This is a genomic window from Egicoccus sp. AB-alg2, from assembly GCF_041821065.1.
Lineage (GTDB): Bacteria > Actinomycetota > Nitriliruptoria > Nitriliruptorales > Nitriliruptoraceae > Egicoccus.
In genome coordinates this window covers 65,205-81,196 of the sequence record NZ_JBGUAX010000011.1, presented here as the reverse complement: position 1 = coordinate 81,196, position 15,992 = coordinate 65,205, and the positions used below count along the sequence as shown (strand labels likewise).

General features: G+C 72.7%; 13 protein-coding genes. 4 read left to right on the top strand and 9 right to left on the bottom strand.

The window, feature by feature from the left end:
- Positions 1-2: 2 nt before the first annotated feature.
- Entirely contained in the window at positions 3-1,493 is a 1,491-nt protein-coding gene (locus ACERM0_RS19845) for a hypothetical protein (protein WP_373680369.1), read from the top strand.
- A gap of 78 nt (positions 1,494-1,571) precedes the next feature.
- On the opposite strand, the gene ACERM0_RS19840 is transcribed toward ACERM0_RS19845, so the two are convergent.
- A complete protein-coding gene (locus ACERM0_RS19840) occupies positions 1,572-2,561 on the bottom strand; it encodes a sulfotransferase (protein WP_373680368.1) in 990 nt (329 codons plus the stop codon).
- 227 nt (positions 2,562-2,788) lie between these two features.
- Here ACERM0_RS19840 and ACERM0_RS19835 point away from each other — a divergent pair, with 227 nt between their 5' ends.
- The 3 genes from ACERM0_RS19835 to ACERM0_RS19825 are packed head-to-tail and all read left to right on the top strand — an operon-like array spanning position 2,789 to position 6,334.
- Positions 2,789-4,000: a DegT/DnrJ/EryC1/StrS family aminotransferase gene (locus ACERM0_RS19835; protein WP_373680367.1), complete on the top strand. Its 1,212-nt coding sequence runs from the start codon at positions 2,789-2,791 to the stop codon at positions 3,998-4,000.
- Between the two features lie 10 nt (positions 4,001-4,010).
- Positions 4,011-5,303 carry a glycosyltransferase gene (locus ACERM0_RS19830; protein WP_373680366.1) on the top strand — a complete coding sequence of 431 codons (1,293 nt, stop codon included), beginning with the start codon at positions 4,011-4,013 and terminating at the stop codon, positions 5,301-5,303.
- 2 nt (positions 5,304-5,305) lie between these two features.
- Positions 5,306-6,334: a glycosyltransferase gene (locus ACERM0_RS19825; RefSeq protein WP_373680424.1), complete on the top strand. Its 1,029-nt coding sequence runs from the start codon at positions 5,306-5,308 to the stop codon at positions 6,332-6,334.
- Positions 6,335-6,340: 6 nt separating this feature from the next.
- Here ACERM0_RS19825 and ACERM0_RS19820 read toward each other — a convergent pair whose 3' ends face one another.
- The 8 genes from ACERM0_RS19820 to ACERM0_RS19785 form a co-directional block, all read right to left on the bottom strand.
- Complete coding sequence (locus ACERM0_RS19820; RefSeq protein WP_373680365.1) at positions 6,341-7,504, bottom strand: lipid II:glycine glycyltransferase FemX; 1,164 nt, start codon at positions 7,502-7,504, stop codon at positions 6,341-6,343.
- Positions 7,501-8,652: a lipid II:glycine glycyltransferase FemX gene (locus ACERM0_RS19815; protein ID WP_373680364.1), complete on the bottom strand. Its 1,152-nt coding sequence runs from the start codon at positions 8,650-8,652 to the stop codon at positions 7,501-7,503. Before ACERM0_RS19815 ends, ACERM0_RS19820 begins: the two co-directional genes overlap by 4 nt.
- 38 nt (positions 8,653-8,690) lie before the next feature.
- Positions 8,691-10,007 (bottom strand): nucleotide sugar dehydrogenase, encoded by a 1,317-nt coding sequence (locus ACERM0_RS19810; protein WP_373680363.1) that lies wholly within the window; start codon positions 10,005-10,007, stop codon positions 8,691-8,693.
- Positions 10,004-11,227, bottom strand: a complete 1,224-nt coding sequence (locus tag ACERM0_RS19805) for a glycosyltransferase family 4 protein (protein WP_373680362.1) — start codon at positions 11,225-11,227, stop codon at positions 10,004-10,006. Before ACERM0_RS19805 ends, ACERM0_RS19810 begins: the two co-directional genes overlap by 4 nt.
- A gap of 76 nt (positions 11,228-11,303) precedes the next feature.
- Entirely contained in the window at positions 11,304-12,359 is a 1,056-nt protein-coding gene (locus ACERM0_RS19800) for a GNAT family N-acetyltransferase (protein WP_373680361.1), read from the bottom strand.
- A complete protein-coding gene (locus ACERM0_RS19795; protein ID WP_373680360.1) occupies positions 12,356-12,754 on the bottom strand; it encodes a phosphomannose isomerase type II C-terminal cupin domain in 399 nt (132 codons plus the stop codon). The genes ACERM0_RS19800 and ACERM0_RS19795 overlap by 4 nt, the downstream gene beginning before the upstream one ends.
- A 73-nt stretch (positions 12,755-12,827) precedes the next feature.
- Positions 12,828-14,579: a bifunctional sulfate adenylyltransferase/adenylylsulfate kinase gene (locus ACERM0_RS19790; protein ID WP_373680359.1), complete on the bottom strand. Its 1,752-nt coding sequence runs from the start codon at positions 14,577-14,579 to the stop codon at positions 12,828-12,830.
- Between the two features lie 92 nt (positions 14,580-14,671).
- On the bottom strand, positions 14,672-15,835 hold the full coding sequence (locus ACERM0_RS19785) for a lipid II:glycine glycyltransferase FemX (protein ID WP_373680358.1): 1,164 nt from the start codon (positions 15,833-15,835) through the stop codon (positions 14,672-14,674).
- Between the last annotated feature and the right edge of the window lie 157 nt (positions 15,836-15,992).

Sequence of the window (15,992 nt, the reverse complement as noted above, 5' to 3'; positions counted from 1 at the left end):
ACATGTCGGTGGTTCGACCGCTCGAGCCGGTCCCGGCACCCACTGACGTCGAGCACCAGGCCTTGGCCCTCGTCGCCGAGCTGGCCGCCGGCCTGCGGGACGCCGGCGTCCGGTACTGCCACTGGAAGAGCAACGAGGCCATCGCGCGCTCCCTCAGCGGCGACAACGACCTCGACCTGCTGGTCGCCCCGGAGGACGCCGGCCGCTTCCTCGCCGTGCTGCACGGCCTGGGATTCCGCGCCGCGAGTCCGCCGCCCGGCCGGCACGTTCCCGGCATCGTCGACCTGTTCGGACTCGATGACGCGACGGGTCGGGTGGTGCACGCACAGGCCCACTTCCGCCTGGTCGTCGGCGACGACATGACCAAGAACGTCGATCTGCCGCTGGTCGCGGCCTACCTCGACTCGTGCCGGCACGACGGCGTGCTGCCGCTGCCGAGCCCCGAGTTCGAGTACCTCGTGCTGCTGGTGCGGATGGGACTCAAACACTGCGCCGTGAGCTCCCAGCTGGTCCGGCAGGGACGGCCGACCGCGTCGGAGCGTCGCGAACTCGCCCAGTTGGAGGCCGACGTCGACCCTGCCGAGGTGGAACGTCTGCGCGCGACCCACCTGCCGGAGCTCTCGCCGGCGCTGCTGCGCTCGCTGCGACACGCGCTGGCGCCCGACGCCGACCGGCTGACCCGGGCACGCGCCGGGCGACGGCTGCTGCGCGCGTTGGCGGGCTACGCCCGCCGGCCGCTGCACCAGGACCTGCTGCTGCGCGTCGGCAAGCGGGCCTGGCGGCCGATCCGCGGGCGGCTGCCGGGTGGTGATCCGCGACGACGGCCGGCGGCGGGTGGCCTGATGGTCGCCGTCCTCGGCGGTGACGGTGCCGGCAAATCCACCACCGTGGGGACGCTCGCGACCGCGTTGGGGGGCGTGCTCGTGACCCGGACGGGGCACCTGGGCAAGCCTCCCCGCTCGCTGCTGACCAGGGTCGGTCGGCGGATGGTGCGGCTGGTGGATGGCGGTGCGCCGCCCGTCACCACCCCCGACACGCCGTCGAGCGCCTTCCCCGGCCACGGCACGCTCGTGTGGCACGTCCTGACGGCTCGCGACCGGGCCCGCGAACGACGCCGGCTGCACCGCGCCGTCGCCGCCGGCGAGGTGGTGGTCTGCGACCGCCACCCGCTGCCGATGCTGCGGACCATGGACGGACCGCGGATCGCACGGATCCCCGACCTCCAGCGGCGGCCGCTGGCCCGCTGGCTGGCTCGGGCCGAGGCCCGCTACTACCGGCGCATGCCGCCACCGGACCTGCTGCTGGTGCTGCGCGCGTCGCCGGACGTGGCCCTGAAACGGCGGCCAGAGCAGGACCGTGACTTCGTGCGGCGACGTGCCGAGGAGATCGACCGGGTGCCGTGGCGCGGGCGGAACGTCGTGGTCGTGGACGCCGACCGTCCGCTGAAGGAGGTACAGCGGGTGGCCGCACGGGCCGTCTGGGACCGGCTCTGACGTCGCGCGGGGGGCCGGGGAACGCGGCGCCCCGACGCCGGAACCGTCGGCGCACGAGCCCGAATCCTCCCCGGGATCTCAGGCGCGTGCCGGCGCGAGCCGCTCCGCGGGGACCGACCGGCGTCGCTCGGTGAACCGGGTGCTGGCCAGCCAACCCGCCAGCCGTGCGCCCTGCACCGGCCACTGCGTGAGCAGGTAGCTCGTCCGTGCGGCGGGCGGCGACCACGGCACGGGTTCCGGAGCGTAGTCCAGCTCACGCATGCGGCGACCGGCGACCGCCTGGATGAAGGCGAGGTCGCGGGGGTCGAGCACCTCGCGGAAGCGTCCGATGGAGCGGGTGGACACCACCCCGGGTGCGAACCGCTCGAACGAGCTGTTGCCACCGGCCCCGTGATCGGGCGCGTCGCCCATCGCCAGCAGTCGCGGTGTGTACGCCGCCTCGAGGAAGTCGCACACCTGTTGCATGGTCGCCTCGGGAGCGCGCGCGAGGTCCTCGTACCGGACGGTCAGCACGTGGGCGGGGAAGAGGCGCTGGTTGCGGGTGATGGCGGCCGTCGAACGCAGCCACCTGCCCATCACCGAGGCCACGCCCTTGGACTGGTCGTCGTAGCGCTTCACCACCGAGGCGTAGCGGTCCCGGGGATCGCGCACCATCTGCACCACCCGGGCGTGCGGCAGCTCCGCCAGGATGGTGGGCACGAACAACTCCGTGTGCAGCGACTTGTCCCCCCAACGGGGACGGCCCGTGGCGCGCGCGTGCTGCTGGTGCAGGAGATCGAACAACCGGCCGTAGGTGGGCTCGCCGTGCCGGAACTCACGGACCAGTCCCGCTGGGTCCTGCACCAGCCGGGCGACACGTGGATAGCGCAGCAACTCGTCCAGGCACCGATCCAGGTTGGACGCGTCCGCCAGGCTGCCGTAGCGACCGTGGAACCACCGCCACAGGTTGGTTCGACGCACCATCGAGATGTCCGGGTGCGAGGCCAACATGGCGTACATCAGGCTGGTGCCGCTGCGGTCCGCTCCTGCGATGAGGATCGGACCACTGCAGCCACGGTGCACGGACATCCCGCCTCGCCCCCTCGTCGTACGCGTCGCATCCTGCGGGTATCGGAGCACGTGGGGCAGGGACAACCGTCACACCGGCGCCCATCGGCCACGTCGGCGGGGACAGGTGTCACTACTGGGTCCAGGCGACGGCCCGTATGAAGCAGCGGGGGACGGGGACGAGGGCCGCGCGGGACACGTGTGCCGACCGCCTCGTGAGCCGTGATCAGCAACGCAACGAGGTATCCATGACGATGTCGTCCGGGAGCGCGGAGTCCGTCGCGACCCCCGCTCCCTTCCGGCCCGACGAGGCCATGCCGTTGCGGCAGCCGGGCGTCGGCCGCGCTGCCGCCACCGGCGTTCCGCCGGTCCGCTTCGTCGACCTGCAGGCGGAGTACCGGGAACTGCAGGGCGAGATCGACGCCGCCCTCGCCCAGGTGATCCAGTGCGCCGAATTCGTCCTCGGACGGCCCGTGGCCGAGTTCGAGAACGCCTTCGCCCGCTACTGCGAGACCGCGCACGCCGTCGGCGTGGACTCCGGTTTCTCGGCGCTGGAACTCGCTCTACGGGCGTTCGGCGTCGGCCCGGGCGACGAGGTCATCACCGCGGCCAACACGTTCTACGCGACCGTCGCTGCCATCATCAGCTGCGGTGCCACACCCGTGCTGGTCGACGCCGATCCGGAGACGGCGACGCTGGACGTCCACGCCCTCGAGCGCGCCATCACGCCGGCCACCCGTGCGATCGTGCCCGTGCACCTGTACGGCCACGCCGCCGACATGGCCCCGATCGTCGAGCTGGCCCACGTCCACGGTCTCCGGGTGCTCGAGGACGCCTGCCAGGCCCACGGCGGTCGCTACCGCGGGCGGCGTACGGGCGGGCTGGGCGATGCGGCGGCGTTCAGCTTCTACCCGAGCAAGAACCTCGGCGCGTTCGGTGACGGAGGGATGGTGGTCACGGACGACGAAGAGGTCGCCGACCGTCTCCGCCTGCTGCGCAACCTCGGCGCCCCCGAACCGAACCAGCACCAGATCCGTGGGTACAACCGCCGGCTCGACGGCCTGCAGGCCGCGGTCCTGATGGCGAAGCTGCCGTGGCTCGATCATCGCAACGTCCAACGCCAGCGCCTGGCCGCCCGCTACGCCCAACAACTGGCCGGTCTTCCCGTCGTCCTGCCGAACACCGCCCCCTGGGCCGAGCACGTCTTCCACCTGTACGTGGTCCGGGCGCCGGACCGCGACCGCGTCCGCGCGCTGCTGACCGGTGCCGGCGTGGAGACCGGCATCCACTACCCGGTCCCGATCCACCTGCAACGTGCTCACGCCGACCTCGGCTACCTGCCGGGCGACTTCCCGGTCGCGGAGACGTTGTCGCGCGAGATCCTGTCCCTCCCGATGCACCCGGCGCTGACCGACGGGGACGTGGACCGCGTCGCCGACGCGCTCGCGGCTGCGTTCTGAGGCGACGGGCATGAGTCGACGACCGGAAGCGACCGAGGCCGCGGAGGTGCGCCCGCCGCGTCTCGCGTACGTGATCGGCACCTACCCGTCACTCACCACGACGTTCATCGACCGCGAGATCCACGTGCTGCGGGGCTGGGGCGTCCCGGTGCGGGTGGTGGCGTTGCGGCGACCGCGTCATCCGCTGGGGCCGGGGCAACGTCGACTGCAGGCGGACGTGCGCTACGTGCTGCCCGTCACGCCGGTGGCGTTGTTGCACAGCCACCTGCACTTCCTCCTTCGCCGTCCGGTGACCTACGTGTCGATCCTGGTGTTCCTGCTGACACGGCGGCATCCTTCCGCCCGGGCACGGTGGCGCACCCTGCTGCACGTCGGCGAGGCCGTCCACGCCGCTCGTCTGGTGCAGCAGGGCGGCGCGGTCGACCACGTGCACGCGCACTTCGTGGATCGAGCCGCCGTCGTCGCGATGGTCGTCAGCCGCCTGCTCGGGGTGCCCTACAGCGCGACGGCACACGCCAACGACATCTACGTCGATCCGGTGCTCCTGCCGGAGAAGTTGGCGGCGGCCAAGTTCGTCGCGACCTGCACGGCCTACAACGCCGCACACCTGGGCACGGTCGCCGACGGCCGCCACACCGATGGCGCCGGTACCGACGACCGCGACGACGATTCGCCGGGCCCGTCGGTGGTGTGCATCCACCACGGCCTCGACCTGCGGGTGTTCCAGCCGCAGTCCGCTCGTGCCCCCGCGGAACCACACCTGCTGTCCGTCGCGCAGTTGCGGCCGAAGAAGGGCCTCGTCCACCTCGTCGACGCCTGCGCGGAACTGCGTCGCCGCGGCTACGTCTTCACGTGCGAGATCGTGGGGGAGGGGCCGCTTCGCGAGGACCTCAGCGCGCGCATCCGAGCGCACGGCCTCCAGGACGTCGTGACCTTGACCGGTGCGCTGCCGCCCTCGGAGGTCGTGGAGCGCTACGCCCGTTCCTCCGCGTTCGTGCTGCCGTGCGTCACTGCGGCCGACGGCGACCGCGACGGCATCCCCAACGCACTGCTGGAGGCCATGGCGATGGAACTTCCCGTGGTCTCGACCCATCACTCCGGCATCCCCGAGGCCGTCGAGCACGAACGCACCGGGCTCCTGGTCCCGCCCGGCGACACGGCAGCCCTGACCGACGCCGTGGCCCGGTTGCTGGACGATCCGGACCTGCGCCGACGTCTGGGCGGGCGAGCCCGTGCGTCGGTGCTGCAGGCCTTCGACATCGAAGCCAACGGACGCCGGCTGCTCGAACAGTTCGTGGCGTGACGATGGCGACCACCGCGCGCACCGACCAGCAGCCGACCACCCGCGCCCCGGGCGTCTTCCTGGTCTGGGGGCCGCCCAGCCACGGGCCACGCAGCCGGGTCCTGGCTGCTGCCCTGGGCCTCGAGCCGTGGTTCGTGCACCGGGTCCGCCGTCGCGGACTGCTGGCCGCGCCGGCCAAGTACACCTACCAGGCGGTGGCCACGGCCTGGCGGCTGGTGCGCCGGCGGCCACGTGTCGTGTTCGTCCAGAGCCCGCCGAGCTTCGCCGCCTGGCTGGTGGCTGCGCACGCCGCGCTGACCGGCGCCCACTTCGTGGTCGACGCCCACAGCGACGCGATGCTGACCCCCTGGTGGACACGCCCCCACTGGCTCAATCGCCTGATCTCGCGGCGCGCCGCCGCGACCTTGGTGACGAACGAGCACTTCGCGGCACGCCTTCGCGGCTGGGGAGCGGACGCGATCGTGCTGCCCGACGTGCCGACGGCGTTCTGCCCGGGGCCGGCACCCGTTCGCGACGACCGCTTCCTGCTGACCGTGGTCAACACGTTCGCGCCCGACGAGCCGCTCGAGGAGATCGTCGAAGCGGCGCGTGGGTTGCCCGACGTGGACGTACGCATCACCGGATCCCTGCGACGGGCGCCGGGACGTGTGCCCGCCGACGTCCCGGCCAACGTCACCTTCACGGACTTCCTGCCCGATTCGGACTACTACGGGCTGCTGGCCGCGTCGGACGCCGTGCTGTGTCTGACCACACGCGACCACACGATGCAGCGCGGCGCATGCGAGGCCTTGAGTCTGGGTACGCCGATCGTGACGTCGAGGTGGCCGCTGCTCCAGGAGTACTTCGACGAGGGCACGGTTCACGTGACCAACGACGCCGACGGCATCCGCGACGGTGTCCTGCGGCTACGGGACGACCTCACCGGGTATCGCGCCGGCGTCGAACGGTTGCGCTCCCGCCGACGCGCGGAGTGGCGGGTGGCGTCGGCCGCGCTGCGTGCCCTGGTCGAGGGATCCGCGCCGCCGCGGTGACGTCTCTCAGGCGGGTGCCGCGTCCGGTCCCTCGTCACGCAGGAGGTTGCCATCACGACGACGGCCGGACACCGTGCTGGCGACGTAGCGCTCGAGGCGTTGGACTGCCGGTCGTCCCTGCACCTTCGGCAACGCCGTCTGCAGTCCCCAGCGCAGCAGCGGGTTGGGTGCCTGCTCGTAGTGGCCGGGCAGGGGCACGACGACGGCGCCGTAGCCCAGCTTGTAGTCGGACACGTAGCAGTCGGCGTGGACGGCCTCCGGTTCGAGCGGTCCCGGCTCGGTGGCCGTGATGCCCTCGAAGTCGTAGAACCGGCAGCCGTTGGCCCGCGCCCACGTCATCGCGGTCCAGTCGAGCAGTTCGTTGGGTTTGCGTTCCGCGTGCCGTCCCGACCAGGCCATGAGGTGGGAGTAGAAGCCGTCACCGAAGCGCACGCCCAGCTGCGCCGACACCAACTCGCCCTCCGTCTCCACCAGGAACAGCTGTGCCAGACCCGCACGACGGCCGAGCGCGTCCCACAGCGCCTCGTAGCGTGAGCGGGCCATCGTGACGAAGTCCTTGCGGCGAGCCGCCTGGGCGTACAGCTCCAGCACGGCTGCCAGGTCGCCGTCGCCACCCAGGCGGGCGGTCAACCCACGGGCCAGCCCGCGGCGGACGTTGGCGCGGGTGCTGCGGCGCATCCGGGCGAGGATCTCCTCCGGTTGTGGGCGCAGGTCGACCCGGGCGGTGGCGCCGGGGCTGCCCGCGCGGTCGTTGGTCCGGAACCCCTGGGCGTGCAGCAGCGCCTCGGGCACCGCGGCACCCTCGGACGCCTGCAGTTCCACGTAGCGGACCCGCTCGCGGCGGCACAGCCGCTGCAGTGCCGTCAGCGCGAGCGGCGCGGCCGCCTCGGCGCCCGGCGCCACGACCGGCCCGTGGTGGACGAGGCCGACGGCCCCGAGCACGGGGAGCGGCCGGACGAGCAGCTGCGTCCCGGCGACCACCTCGCCACGCTCGAGCACGACCGCACGTGCCGCGCGCCAGTCCGACGTCGCCTTGTACCGGCCCCACGCGCTGCTCTGGGTGTAGTGGCCGCCCGGGACGCCCTGGAGGAAGGCGTCCCACGCCGCGTCATCGACCTCGCCGTCCAGGGCGACCGTGTACGTGTCCGTCGTCGTCACCTGCGTGCTCACGCGCTCCCCCTGAGGTCCCGGACCCGCGCGCCGAGCCGCTGGGCCTGGGCGAGGACGGCCGAGGGCGGGATCCGGCCGCCGAGGCGACGGACGACCGGATCGGGCAGGTAGAGCCGCGGCTGGGGGAACACGACCACGTCGTTGCCCCATTTGAGCTTGTACCGGTCGCTGCCGTTCATCGTCAGGCGGTCGGTCCCCACACCCGCGACCAGTCGCTCGGCGACGTCGAGCGACAGGTTCTCCAGGTCGTACCACCGCAGCCCACGCGTCTTCGCGTGCGCGACGACGTGCCAGTCGATCACGTCGTTCGGGTACGCCTCGCCGTGGGAGCCGTCCCACCCCTGCGCGAGGGCGTGCAGCGTGTCGCCGTGGACGAGCGCGAGCTGGGCGCTCACCGGCACACCATGCACCTCGGCCAGGAAGATGGCGACGTCGTGGCCGAACTCGTCCCAGAGGGCCTCGTAGTACGACCGCCCGAACACGGCGTAGTCGAGGCGCGCGGCAGCGGCGACGAGCAGGCGGTGGAACGTGGCGAGGTCGTCGCGGCCACCCCGGCGGACGGTGACGCCCGCGCGTGCGGCCCGGCGAAGGTGCTTGCGCAGGCTCTTGCCGAGGCGCTGCTCGATCGTGGTCAGATCGGGGGCGAGGTCGAGACGAACGGTCGCGCGTGGCGCCACCGGGACCGGCGAAGGCACACAGCCGAGGTCGTCGAGGAGCGGGCCGACCGCCTGGTCGCCCCGCGGTGGCTGCACGACCAGGGCACGTACCCGCTGACGGCGACACCAGACCCGTAGCTGCGCCAGGATGCGGGTGGCGAGGACCGGGTCGGGCTCGCGCAGCAGTGGTGCGTGGCTGCAGTAGGCGATGCGGCCGGTGATCGGGCCACCGGGCAGCGGCTTCGACAGCACCTGCGCCCCGCCCAGGATCTCGTCGCCGTGGCGGAGCACGACGCGGCTGGCGTGCCAACCCTGCCGGGCCTTCACGCGCGCCCACGCCGTCGACTGACGAAAGCTTCCGTCGGGTGTCCTCGCGAGGAACCGGTCCCAGGTGTCCTGGGTCCGCGTGTCGGGCGTCGCCGTCACCACACGGGCCGCCGTCGCGAAGTCGACCGGTCCGCCCTCCTCGACGGCGGCCGAGACGGTGCGCACAGGCGTGCCGAGGCGGACGCGTGCGGGTGCCGGGCCGCTCACCAGCAGATGCCGGCGTAGTGGTCACCGACGCCGTCGACGCCGGCGACGCGGACCAGGTCGACGATGCGGTGCTCGGGTCCGGCCTTCGCGATGATCTCGCGGAACTCGGACGCCGCGTTGCCCACCACGAGCACGTCGCTCTCCTCGAGCAACTCGGCCGGGTCGGTGACCATCAGCGCCCCGATGTGGGGGATCTCCTGCTCGATGTAGGCCCGGTTGGCGCCCTGCAGTCGGGACAGCGACACGTTCCGGTCGAAGATCCGGACCTGGTAGCCCTTGCCGATCAGCCGTTCGACGAGGGCGACCGTCGGTGACTCGCGCAGGTCGTCGGTGCCGGCCTTGAAGCTCAGTCCCAGCACGCCGATGCGGCGGCCGCCGGCCTGTCGCACCAGTTCGAAGGCGCGATCGGCGTGGCGCTGGTTGCTGTCCAGGATCGCGCCCAGCAGCGGCGCCTCGACGTCGAGGCTGCGGGCGTGCTGGACCAGGGCGCGCAGGTCCTTCGGCAGGCAGGAGCCGCCGAAGGCGAACCCCGGCGTCAGATAGGCGCTGGAGATGTTCAGCCGCGTGTCGCTGCAGAGGATGTCCATGACGTCGTGGCTGTCGACGCCCTGTTGTTTGCAGATGCTGCCGAGCTCGTTGGCGAACACGACCTTGAGCGCGTGCCAGGCGTTGCAGCCGTACTTGATCGTCTCCGCGACCTCGATCGCCGTGACGAGCGGCTCACCGTCGACCCGCTCGTAGAGGCCGGTGACGGTGGCCGCCGCGGTGGCGTCGGTCGCGCCGACCAGCGTGAACGGTGGCCGGTGGAAGTCGCGTATGGCGCTGCCCTCGCGGAGGAACTCGGGGTTCACGCACACGTGGAAGTCGCGTCCGGCGGTACGCCCGGAGGCCTGCTCCAGGGTGGGGATCACCAGTTCCCGCGTCGTGCCGGGCAGCACGGTGCTGCGCACGACGACCACGTGTCCCTCGGCCTGCTCGCCGAGGGTGGCCCCGATCTGGTGGCACACCTTCTGCACGGCGGTGAGGTCGAGGGAGCCGTTGGCATGGCTGGGCGTCCCGACGCAGACGAGGCTGAGGTCGCTGGATCGAACGGCTTCCTCGGCGTCCACGGTGGCGCGCAGGCGGCCGCTCGTGGCACCGCGGTGCACCAGGTCGTCCAGGCCGGGCTCCACGATGGGGCTGCGGCCCTCGGTGACCATCCCGACCTTCGTGACGTTGGTGTCCACGCCTACGACGTCGTGGCCGTGGTCGGCCAGGACGGCCGCACTCACGACACCGACGTAGCCCAGCCCGAACACCGCGATGCGGGTCATCGCACGACCTCCCCCTCGGAGTGCGGTGCCGTCGTCCGCCGGCGGCGGCTCAATGCGTCGATCAGTTCCGTGTAGGCGGCGCCGACGGCACGCCAGTCGTGGCGCCGCGCGAAGTCGCCGGCGGCCTGCGACAACGCGGTGCGATGCGGCCCGTCGTCGTGCAGGGCCCGGATGCGGGACGCGAGCTCGTCGGCGTCGTCGGCCGTGCAGAACGCGACCATGCCCGGGTCGAGATCGGCCTCCAGCGCCGGCGTCCAGCTGGCGACGACCGGGATGCCCAGGCTCGCGTACTCCAGCAGCTTGGTGGGCAGGATCTCGTCCGTGAACCGATTGCGGCGGTTCGGGACGACGCCGAGGTCCGCCGTCCGGAGGATCGCGACGACGTCCTGCACCGGCAGCATCCCGGCGCTGAACGTCACCGTGCCGCCCAGCCCGAGGCGGTCGGCCTGCGCCAGCAACTGCGGGCGGGCGTCGCCGTCGCCGAGGATGCTCACGCGCAGGCCCGGCAGGTCGTCGCGGAGGCGCGCGGCCGCGTCGAGCAGCACGTCGACGCCGTAACGCTCGGTCAGCGTGCCGTGGTAGACGACGTGGAAGGCGCCGTCGGCCGACGCGGACGCCGGCGTCGAGACCGGCGCCGCGTCGTCGCGGCGGAAGTGGCGGGGATCGGCCACGTTCATGGTGACCGTGACGTCCTCCGGCGGCACCCCGCGGGCGACCAGTCGCCGGCGCCACCGCCGCGTCACGGTGATGACGTGGTCGGCGAACCGGCACGCGAGGCGTTCCTGCCAACCCACCAGCCGTTCGAGCAGCCGGGCCCGCCGGCCCGTCGCGCGGGAGGCGAACAACTCCGGTGTCAGGTCGTGGACGTCCAACACCACGGGGACGCCCAGCACCTTCGGGACGAGCGCGCACCACACCAGCAGGTCCGGCGGGTTGTGGACCTGGACCGCGTCGTAGTGCCGCCACACCTGCCGCAGGCTCACCTGCACCAGCGCCACCGCGGCGAACGCGAGGTACTCGAGCAGTTGCACCCCCATGCCCTGCCCACGATGCCGGCGGACCGGCAGGCGGCGGACGCGCACACCGTCGACCGTCTCCCGTTGCCGCTCGCCCGGTGCCCGCAGGCACAGTACGTCGACGTCCCAGCCGTCGGCCAGCAGTGCCTCGGCCTCCCGCTGCACGCGGGTCTCGCCGAGCGGGTAGTAGGCGTGCACCACCATGCAGTGGCGACGCCGTCGCCCGCGCGGCCCGGGGGTGGCAACCGCGTGCGTCGGCGTGCCGGCGGTCGGGCGCAGCTCAGGCGAAGTAGCGGTAGAGGACATTCCCCGCGGCCTCCGTGACGTGATCCGGGGTGCGGTCGCCGACGGCCAACCCGGTGAACAGCTCCAGCAGGCGCCGGGTCTCGGCGACGTGCGCGCCGGGTGCCGTGGCCGTGTGCCGCAGCAGCGCGATGTCGCGTTCCTCGGTGGCGTACTTGCGCTTGAAGCGCTGCAGCCCTTCCTGCTCCCACGCGCTCAGCCCGAAGTCGAGGAAGCGGTAGCCGCGCTCGCGAGCCATCGCCATGGCCTCCCACACGACCAGGTCGTTGGGGCGCACGCCGAGGTGCTGCGGGTCGGAGGCGTTGAACTTGTAGTAGAGCGTGTCGCCCCAGCCGAGGAAGAACACGCCGCCGACGACGTCCGCGTCGCGTCGTGCGAGCAGGAGCGTGCCGTCACCGGCGCCGACGAACTCGTCCCACAACGCGAGGAAGAACCGGTAGGGCTGGGCCAGCAGCCGGTACTTGTGCTTGCGCACCTGCAGGTGCAGCTCGAAGAACTGCCGCAGGTCGCCCTCGCTGCGCGCCTCGACGACCCGCAGGCCCGCGTCGCGTGCCCGGCGGATCGCCCGCCGTGCCGAGGCGTCCAGTCGGTCCCAGGCCTCCTCGTGCGTACCCCGCAGGTCGACGCGGTGCCACACGGCCCGGTCGAGCAGTTCGAAGCGCTCGTCGGCCCGGGGGATCTCGTTGTGCAGGCAGCGCAGCTGGACCCGGTCCGCCTCGGTGAGCAGGTCGCGGGTCAGCGCCTGCCAGGTCGCCGGTTCGTCCACGAGCGGGTCGCAGAAGTCGGAGAACGGCAGGCTGAGGACGCGACTGCCCAGCGGGTCCTCGATGCGGCTGTGGACCAGACCGGCCCTGGGCCGTCCCTCGCCGTCGAGGGCGAGGTTCGCGCGGAACCGGAAGCCGTAGGTGTCCTGCAGGGCGCGAAGCCACGGCGGCGAGTGGAACACCGTGCCGAACGGGTGCTGGCGGACGAGCTGGTCCCAGGCCGTGTCGTCGACCGGATCGACGACCGCCAGCGTGGCAACGCCGGTCATGCGCCCGTCCCGGCCGTGGCGGCGGGCGTGTCGGAGCGCCGGCCGTAGTCGTCGTCGAGCCGGACGATGTCGTCCTCGCCGAGGTAGCTGCCGAGCTGCACCTCGATGAAGGTGAGCGGCAGCGGACCCGGATTGGCGATCCGGTGCGCCATCCCGCGCTCGACGTGCACCCGCGAGCCCGGCCGCACGTCGAACCGGTCGCCGTCGAGGACGACGTAACCGTCGCCGTCCACGATGGTCCAGTGCTCGGCGCGGTGGACGTGGCGCTGGTAGCTCAGCCGCTGGCCCGGCAGGACCTCGATGCGTTTGACCTGGTAGCCGGTGCCGTGGTCGATGATCGTGTAGCGCCCCCACGGCCGGGTGCTGGTCGCCGACCGCATCACGTCACCCTTCATGGGCCTCCCCTCGTTCCCCCGCGCAGCAGCCTGCGGCGCGGCCGAGCCCCCGTGAAGTGACTCCTGTCCCGGGTCACACCTGCGACGACGCGACGGCGGGATAGAAGCCACGGGTCTCGAGGTGCTGGAGGATCAGGTCGGCCGCCTGCTCGGGGTAGCCATCGGTGGTGTCGAGCACGACGTCGGCGTCGTGTGGCGGCTCGTACGGGTCGGACACGCCGGTGAACTCCGGGAGCAGCCCCGCCCTGGCCTTGGCGTACAGCCCCTTCGGGTCGCGGGCCTCGGCGACCTCCAGGGGCGTGGCGACGTGGACGAGGACGAACGCGCCGCCGGCGTCCTCGACCAGGCGCCGCACGGCCTGACGGGCGGCGTCGTACGGCGCGATGGGTGCGCAGATGGCCACGCCACCGTTCTTCGCGATCTCCGCGGCGACGAAGCCGATGCGCCGCACGTTGAGGTCGCGATGCTCGCGGGAGAACCCGAGCTCGCTGGACAGGTGCCGGCGTACGAGGTCGCCGTCGAGGAGCGTGACCCGGCGTCCGCCGAGCTCGAGCAACCGTTCGACGAGGACGTTGGCGATCGTCGACTTGCCGGCGCCGGAGAGCCCGGTCAGCAGGATCACCAGGCCCTGCCGGTTGCGCGGCGGATAGGTGCGCCGGAGCTCGTCGGCGACCTCGGGGAACGTGAACCAGTCGGGGATCTCGCCGCCCGTCGCCAGCCGCTGCCGCAGCTCGGTCCCCGACAGCGACCGGGTCGTCGCGTCCGGCGGCAGCTCGTCCACGGGGGCGTAGGCGTCGAGGTCCTGCACGTACACCATCTGCCGGAACGGCACCATGCGGACGCCCAACTCCTCGTCGTGCTCCCGCAGCAGGTCCTGGGCGTCGTAGGGGCCGTAGAACGGCACGCCGTCCGGATCCTCGCCCGGTCCGGCGTGGTCACGCCCGACGATGAGGTGGTCGATCCCGTGGTTCTTGCGGATGATCGCGTGCCAGAGCGCTTCACGCGGACCGGCCATGCGCATGGCCAGAGGCAGCAGCGCCAGCATCGCCGTGCCCTGCGGGTACCGCGCCAGGACGGCCCGGTAGACCCGGACGCGCGTGTGGTGGTCGACGTCGCCCGGCTTGGTCATGCCGACGACGGGGTTGATCAGCAGCTTCGCGTCGACCTCGCGTGCCGCCCGCCGGGTGAGTTCGACGTGGGCGCGGTGCATCGGGTTGCGGGTCTGGAAGGCGACGACGCGGGTCCACCCCTGCTCGGCCAGCCGTGCCCGCAACTCGGCCGGCGTCAGCCGCAGGTCGCGATGATCGTGGTGGGCCGGCGGCCGCAGCACCTCGAGCGGCCCTCCGACGTACCAGGGGCCGGTCTGCTCCAGCAGGTGACGCACGCCTGGGTGCGCGGGGTCCGTGCTGCCGTACACCGCGGCCGCTTCCCGGCGCAGGTCGGGACGCCACACGTCCCGGATCCGCAACACGGCCAGCAGCGTGCCGTCGGGGGCGCGCAGCGCCATGTCGTCGCCCGGGTGCAGGCCGCGGCCGACGGCCTCCGTGACGTCGAGCGTGACGGGGATCGGCCACAGGGTCCCCGCCGGCAGTCGCATGCGGTCGCGGACGGCCTCGTACTCGCTGCGCTGCAGGAAGCCCGTCAGGGGGGAGAACCCGCCGGTGGCGAGGAGCTCGAGGTCGCACAGCTGCCGATCGGTCAGCGTCCACGACGGCCAGTTCCGCGACGCGTGGACGAGCCGTTCGGCCCGCTCCGGGGACACCCGCAGGTCGTGCAGGACGCCTCCGTGCGGCGTGACGAGCGGTTGGCTGAGCGTCTCGGTCATGGCTACCTCGAAGGGCGACGGGCGTTCTCACCGGCGCGCCGAGTGAGCCCGAAGCACCGCCGTCGTGGCAGTGACACCTGCCCCGCAGCGCGTCAGACGGTCCGGGCGCTGACCAGGGCGCCACGCAACCGGCGACGCAGCACGCGTGTGCGCTCGAGCCGTCGCCCCGCGAGCCGGTACAGCCGCCGCTGGAACCGGCCGGGCAGCAGGAGCCGGCTGGAGGGCAACAGGATCACCTCGCCGCCGAAGCCGAGCTTGAAGCGGGTGACCGACGACACCGCCTCCTTGGGGAGCGGGTGGCCGCCGGCCACCCGCTCGGCCACCGAGCGCTCGATGCCGTCGAAGTCGTAGCGCCGGTAGCCGGCGTCGCGTGCCCAGCGCATGGCGGCCCAGTGCAGGGCCTCGTTGGGATGCAGCCCGCTGTGCTCGCCGGACCAGGCGCCGCGCTTGTAGACGAACGTGGACCCGAACGTGACGCCGAGCATGCCCGAGACCGGCTCACCGCCGTACTCCGCGAGGAACAGCTGCAGGTGACCTCGCGCCCCGAGCAGCTCGAACCAGCGTCGGAAGTAGTCGAGCGAGGGCGCCTCGAAGCCCTGCCGCTGGCCGGTCGCCACGAGCAACCGATGGAAGGTCGGCAGATCGTCCGCGCCGCCGTGGCGGACCTCGACACCTCGCCGCTCGGCGACGCGGATGTTGTACCGGGTCTTGGTGCGCATCCCGGCCAGCAACGCGTCCGGGTCACGCGTGAGGTCGACGACCGTCGTGGCCCCGAGGGACAGTCGCTGGCGGGTGGCGACGAGGCCGTCGGCAGCGAGGCCGCGGACCGAGGTAGCCGTGGTCGGATCGGGCTCGATCAGTACGGCATGGATGCGGGCTTCGCGCACCACCTGACCCAGCCGGACCATCACGGCATCCGCCGCCGCCGGGTCGCCGGCCGCGGCCACCGGCCCACGCGGCAGGTACGCCACGCCGCCGACGCCGGCGAACTGCCGGCACAGCAGTTGAGCGCCAGCGGTGATGCATCCGCCACGCTCGACGATCACACGCAAGGGCTCCCAGCCCTCGCGTACCTTGGTCTGTGCCCACACCGAGCTCTGCGTGTGGTGGGCGTAGCCGGTCGCGCGCAGGAACTGGTCCCAACCGGGGTCGTCGAGGTCGTCGGCGACCCGCACGCTCTGGCGCGTCTGTGCCGGTGTGGTGCCCGCCGGGCCGCCCTGCGCCGCACCTGCAGGCCGATCGTTGCCCCGTCCCATGCCGCCCCCGTCGGTTCGACGGCGCGGCTGGTCCTGGCGCGCCGTTCACGCGTCGTGCCCCCGGCTCCCGCCGGTCCGGCCCCCCGACCGGACCATCAGTGAAGGACTCCCGGAGCCAGGTGGGCAGGGACCGGTGTCCCACCTTCCGTGCCGCCCA

Bases quoted from the DNA above. Each gene is read 5' to 3' on its own strand.
- ACERM0_RS19845 (WP_373680369.1), top strand. From the start codon at position 3: ATGTCGGTGGTTCGACCGCTCGAGCCGGTCCCGGCACCCACTGACGTC.
- ACERM0_RS19840 (WP_373680368.1), bottom strand. From the start codon at position 2,561: ATGTCCGTGCACCGTGGCTGCAGTGGTCCGATCCTCATCGCAGGAGCG.
- ACERM0_RS19835 (WP_373680367.1), top strand. From the start codon at position 2,789: ATGACGATGTCGTCCGGGAGCGCGGAGTCCGTCGCGACCCCCGCTCCC.
- ACERM0_RS19830 (WP_373680366.1), top strand. From the start codon at position 4,011: ATGAGTCGACGACCGGAAGCGACCGAGGCCGCGGAGGTGCGCCCGCCG.
- ACERM0_RS19825 (WP_373680424.1), top strand. From the start codon at position 5,306: ATGGCGACCACCGCGCGCACCGACCAGCAGCCGACCACCCGCGCCCCG.
- ACERM0_RS19810 (WP_373680363.1), bottom strand. From the start codon at position 10,007: ATGACCCGCATCGCGGTGTTCGGGCTGGGCTACGTCGGTGTCGTGAGT.
- ACERM0_RS19805 (WP_373680362.1), bottom strand. From the start codon at position 11,227: ATGGTGGTGCACGCCTACTACCCGCTCGGCGAGACCCGCGTGCAGCGG.
- ACERM0_RS19800 (WP_373680361.1), bottom strand. From the start codon at position 12,359: ATGACCGGCGTTGCCACGCTGGCGGTCGTCGATCCGGTCGACGACACG.
- ACERM0_RS19795 (WP_373680360.1), bottom strand. From the start codon at position 12,754: ATGAAGGGTGACGTGATGCGGTCGGCGACCAGCACCCGGCCGTGGGGG.
- ACERM0_RS19790 (WP_373680359.1), bottom strand. From the start codon at position 14,579: ATGACCGAGACGCTCAGCCAACCGCTCGTCACGCCGCACGGAGGCGTC.
- ACERM0_RS19785 (WP_373680358.1), bottom strand. From the start codon at position 15,835: ATGGGACGGGGCAACGATCGGCCTGCAGGTGCGGCGCAGGGCGGCCCG.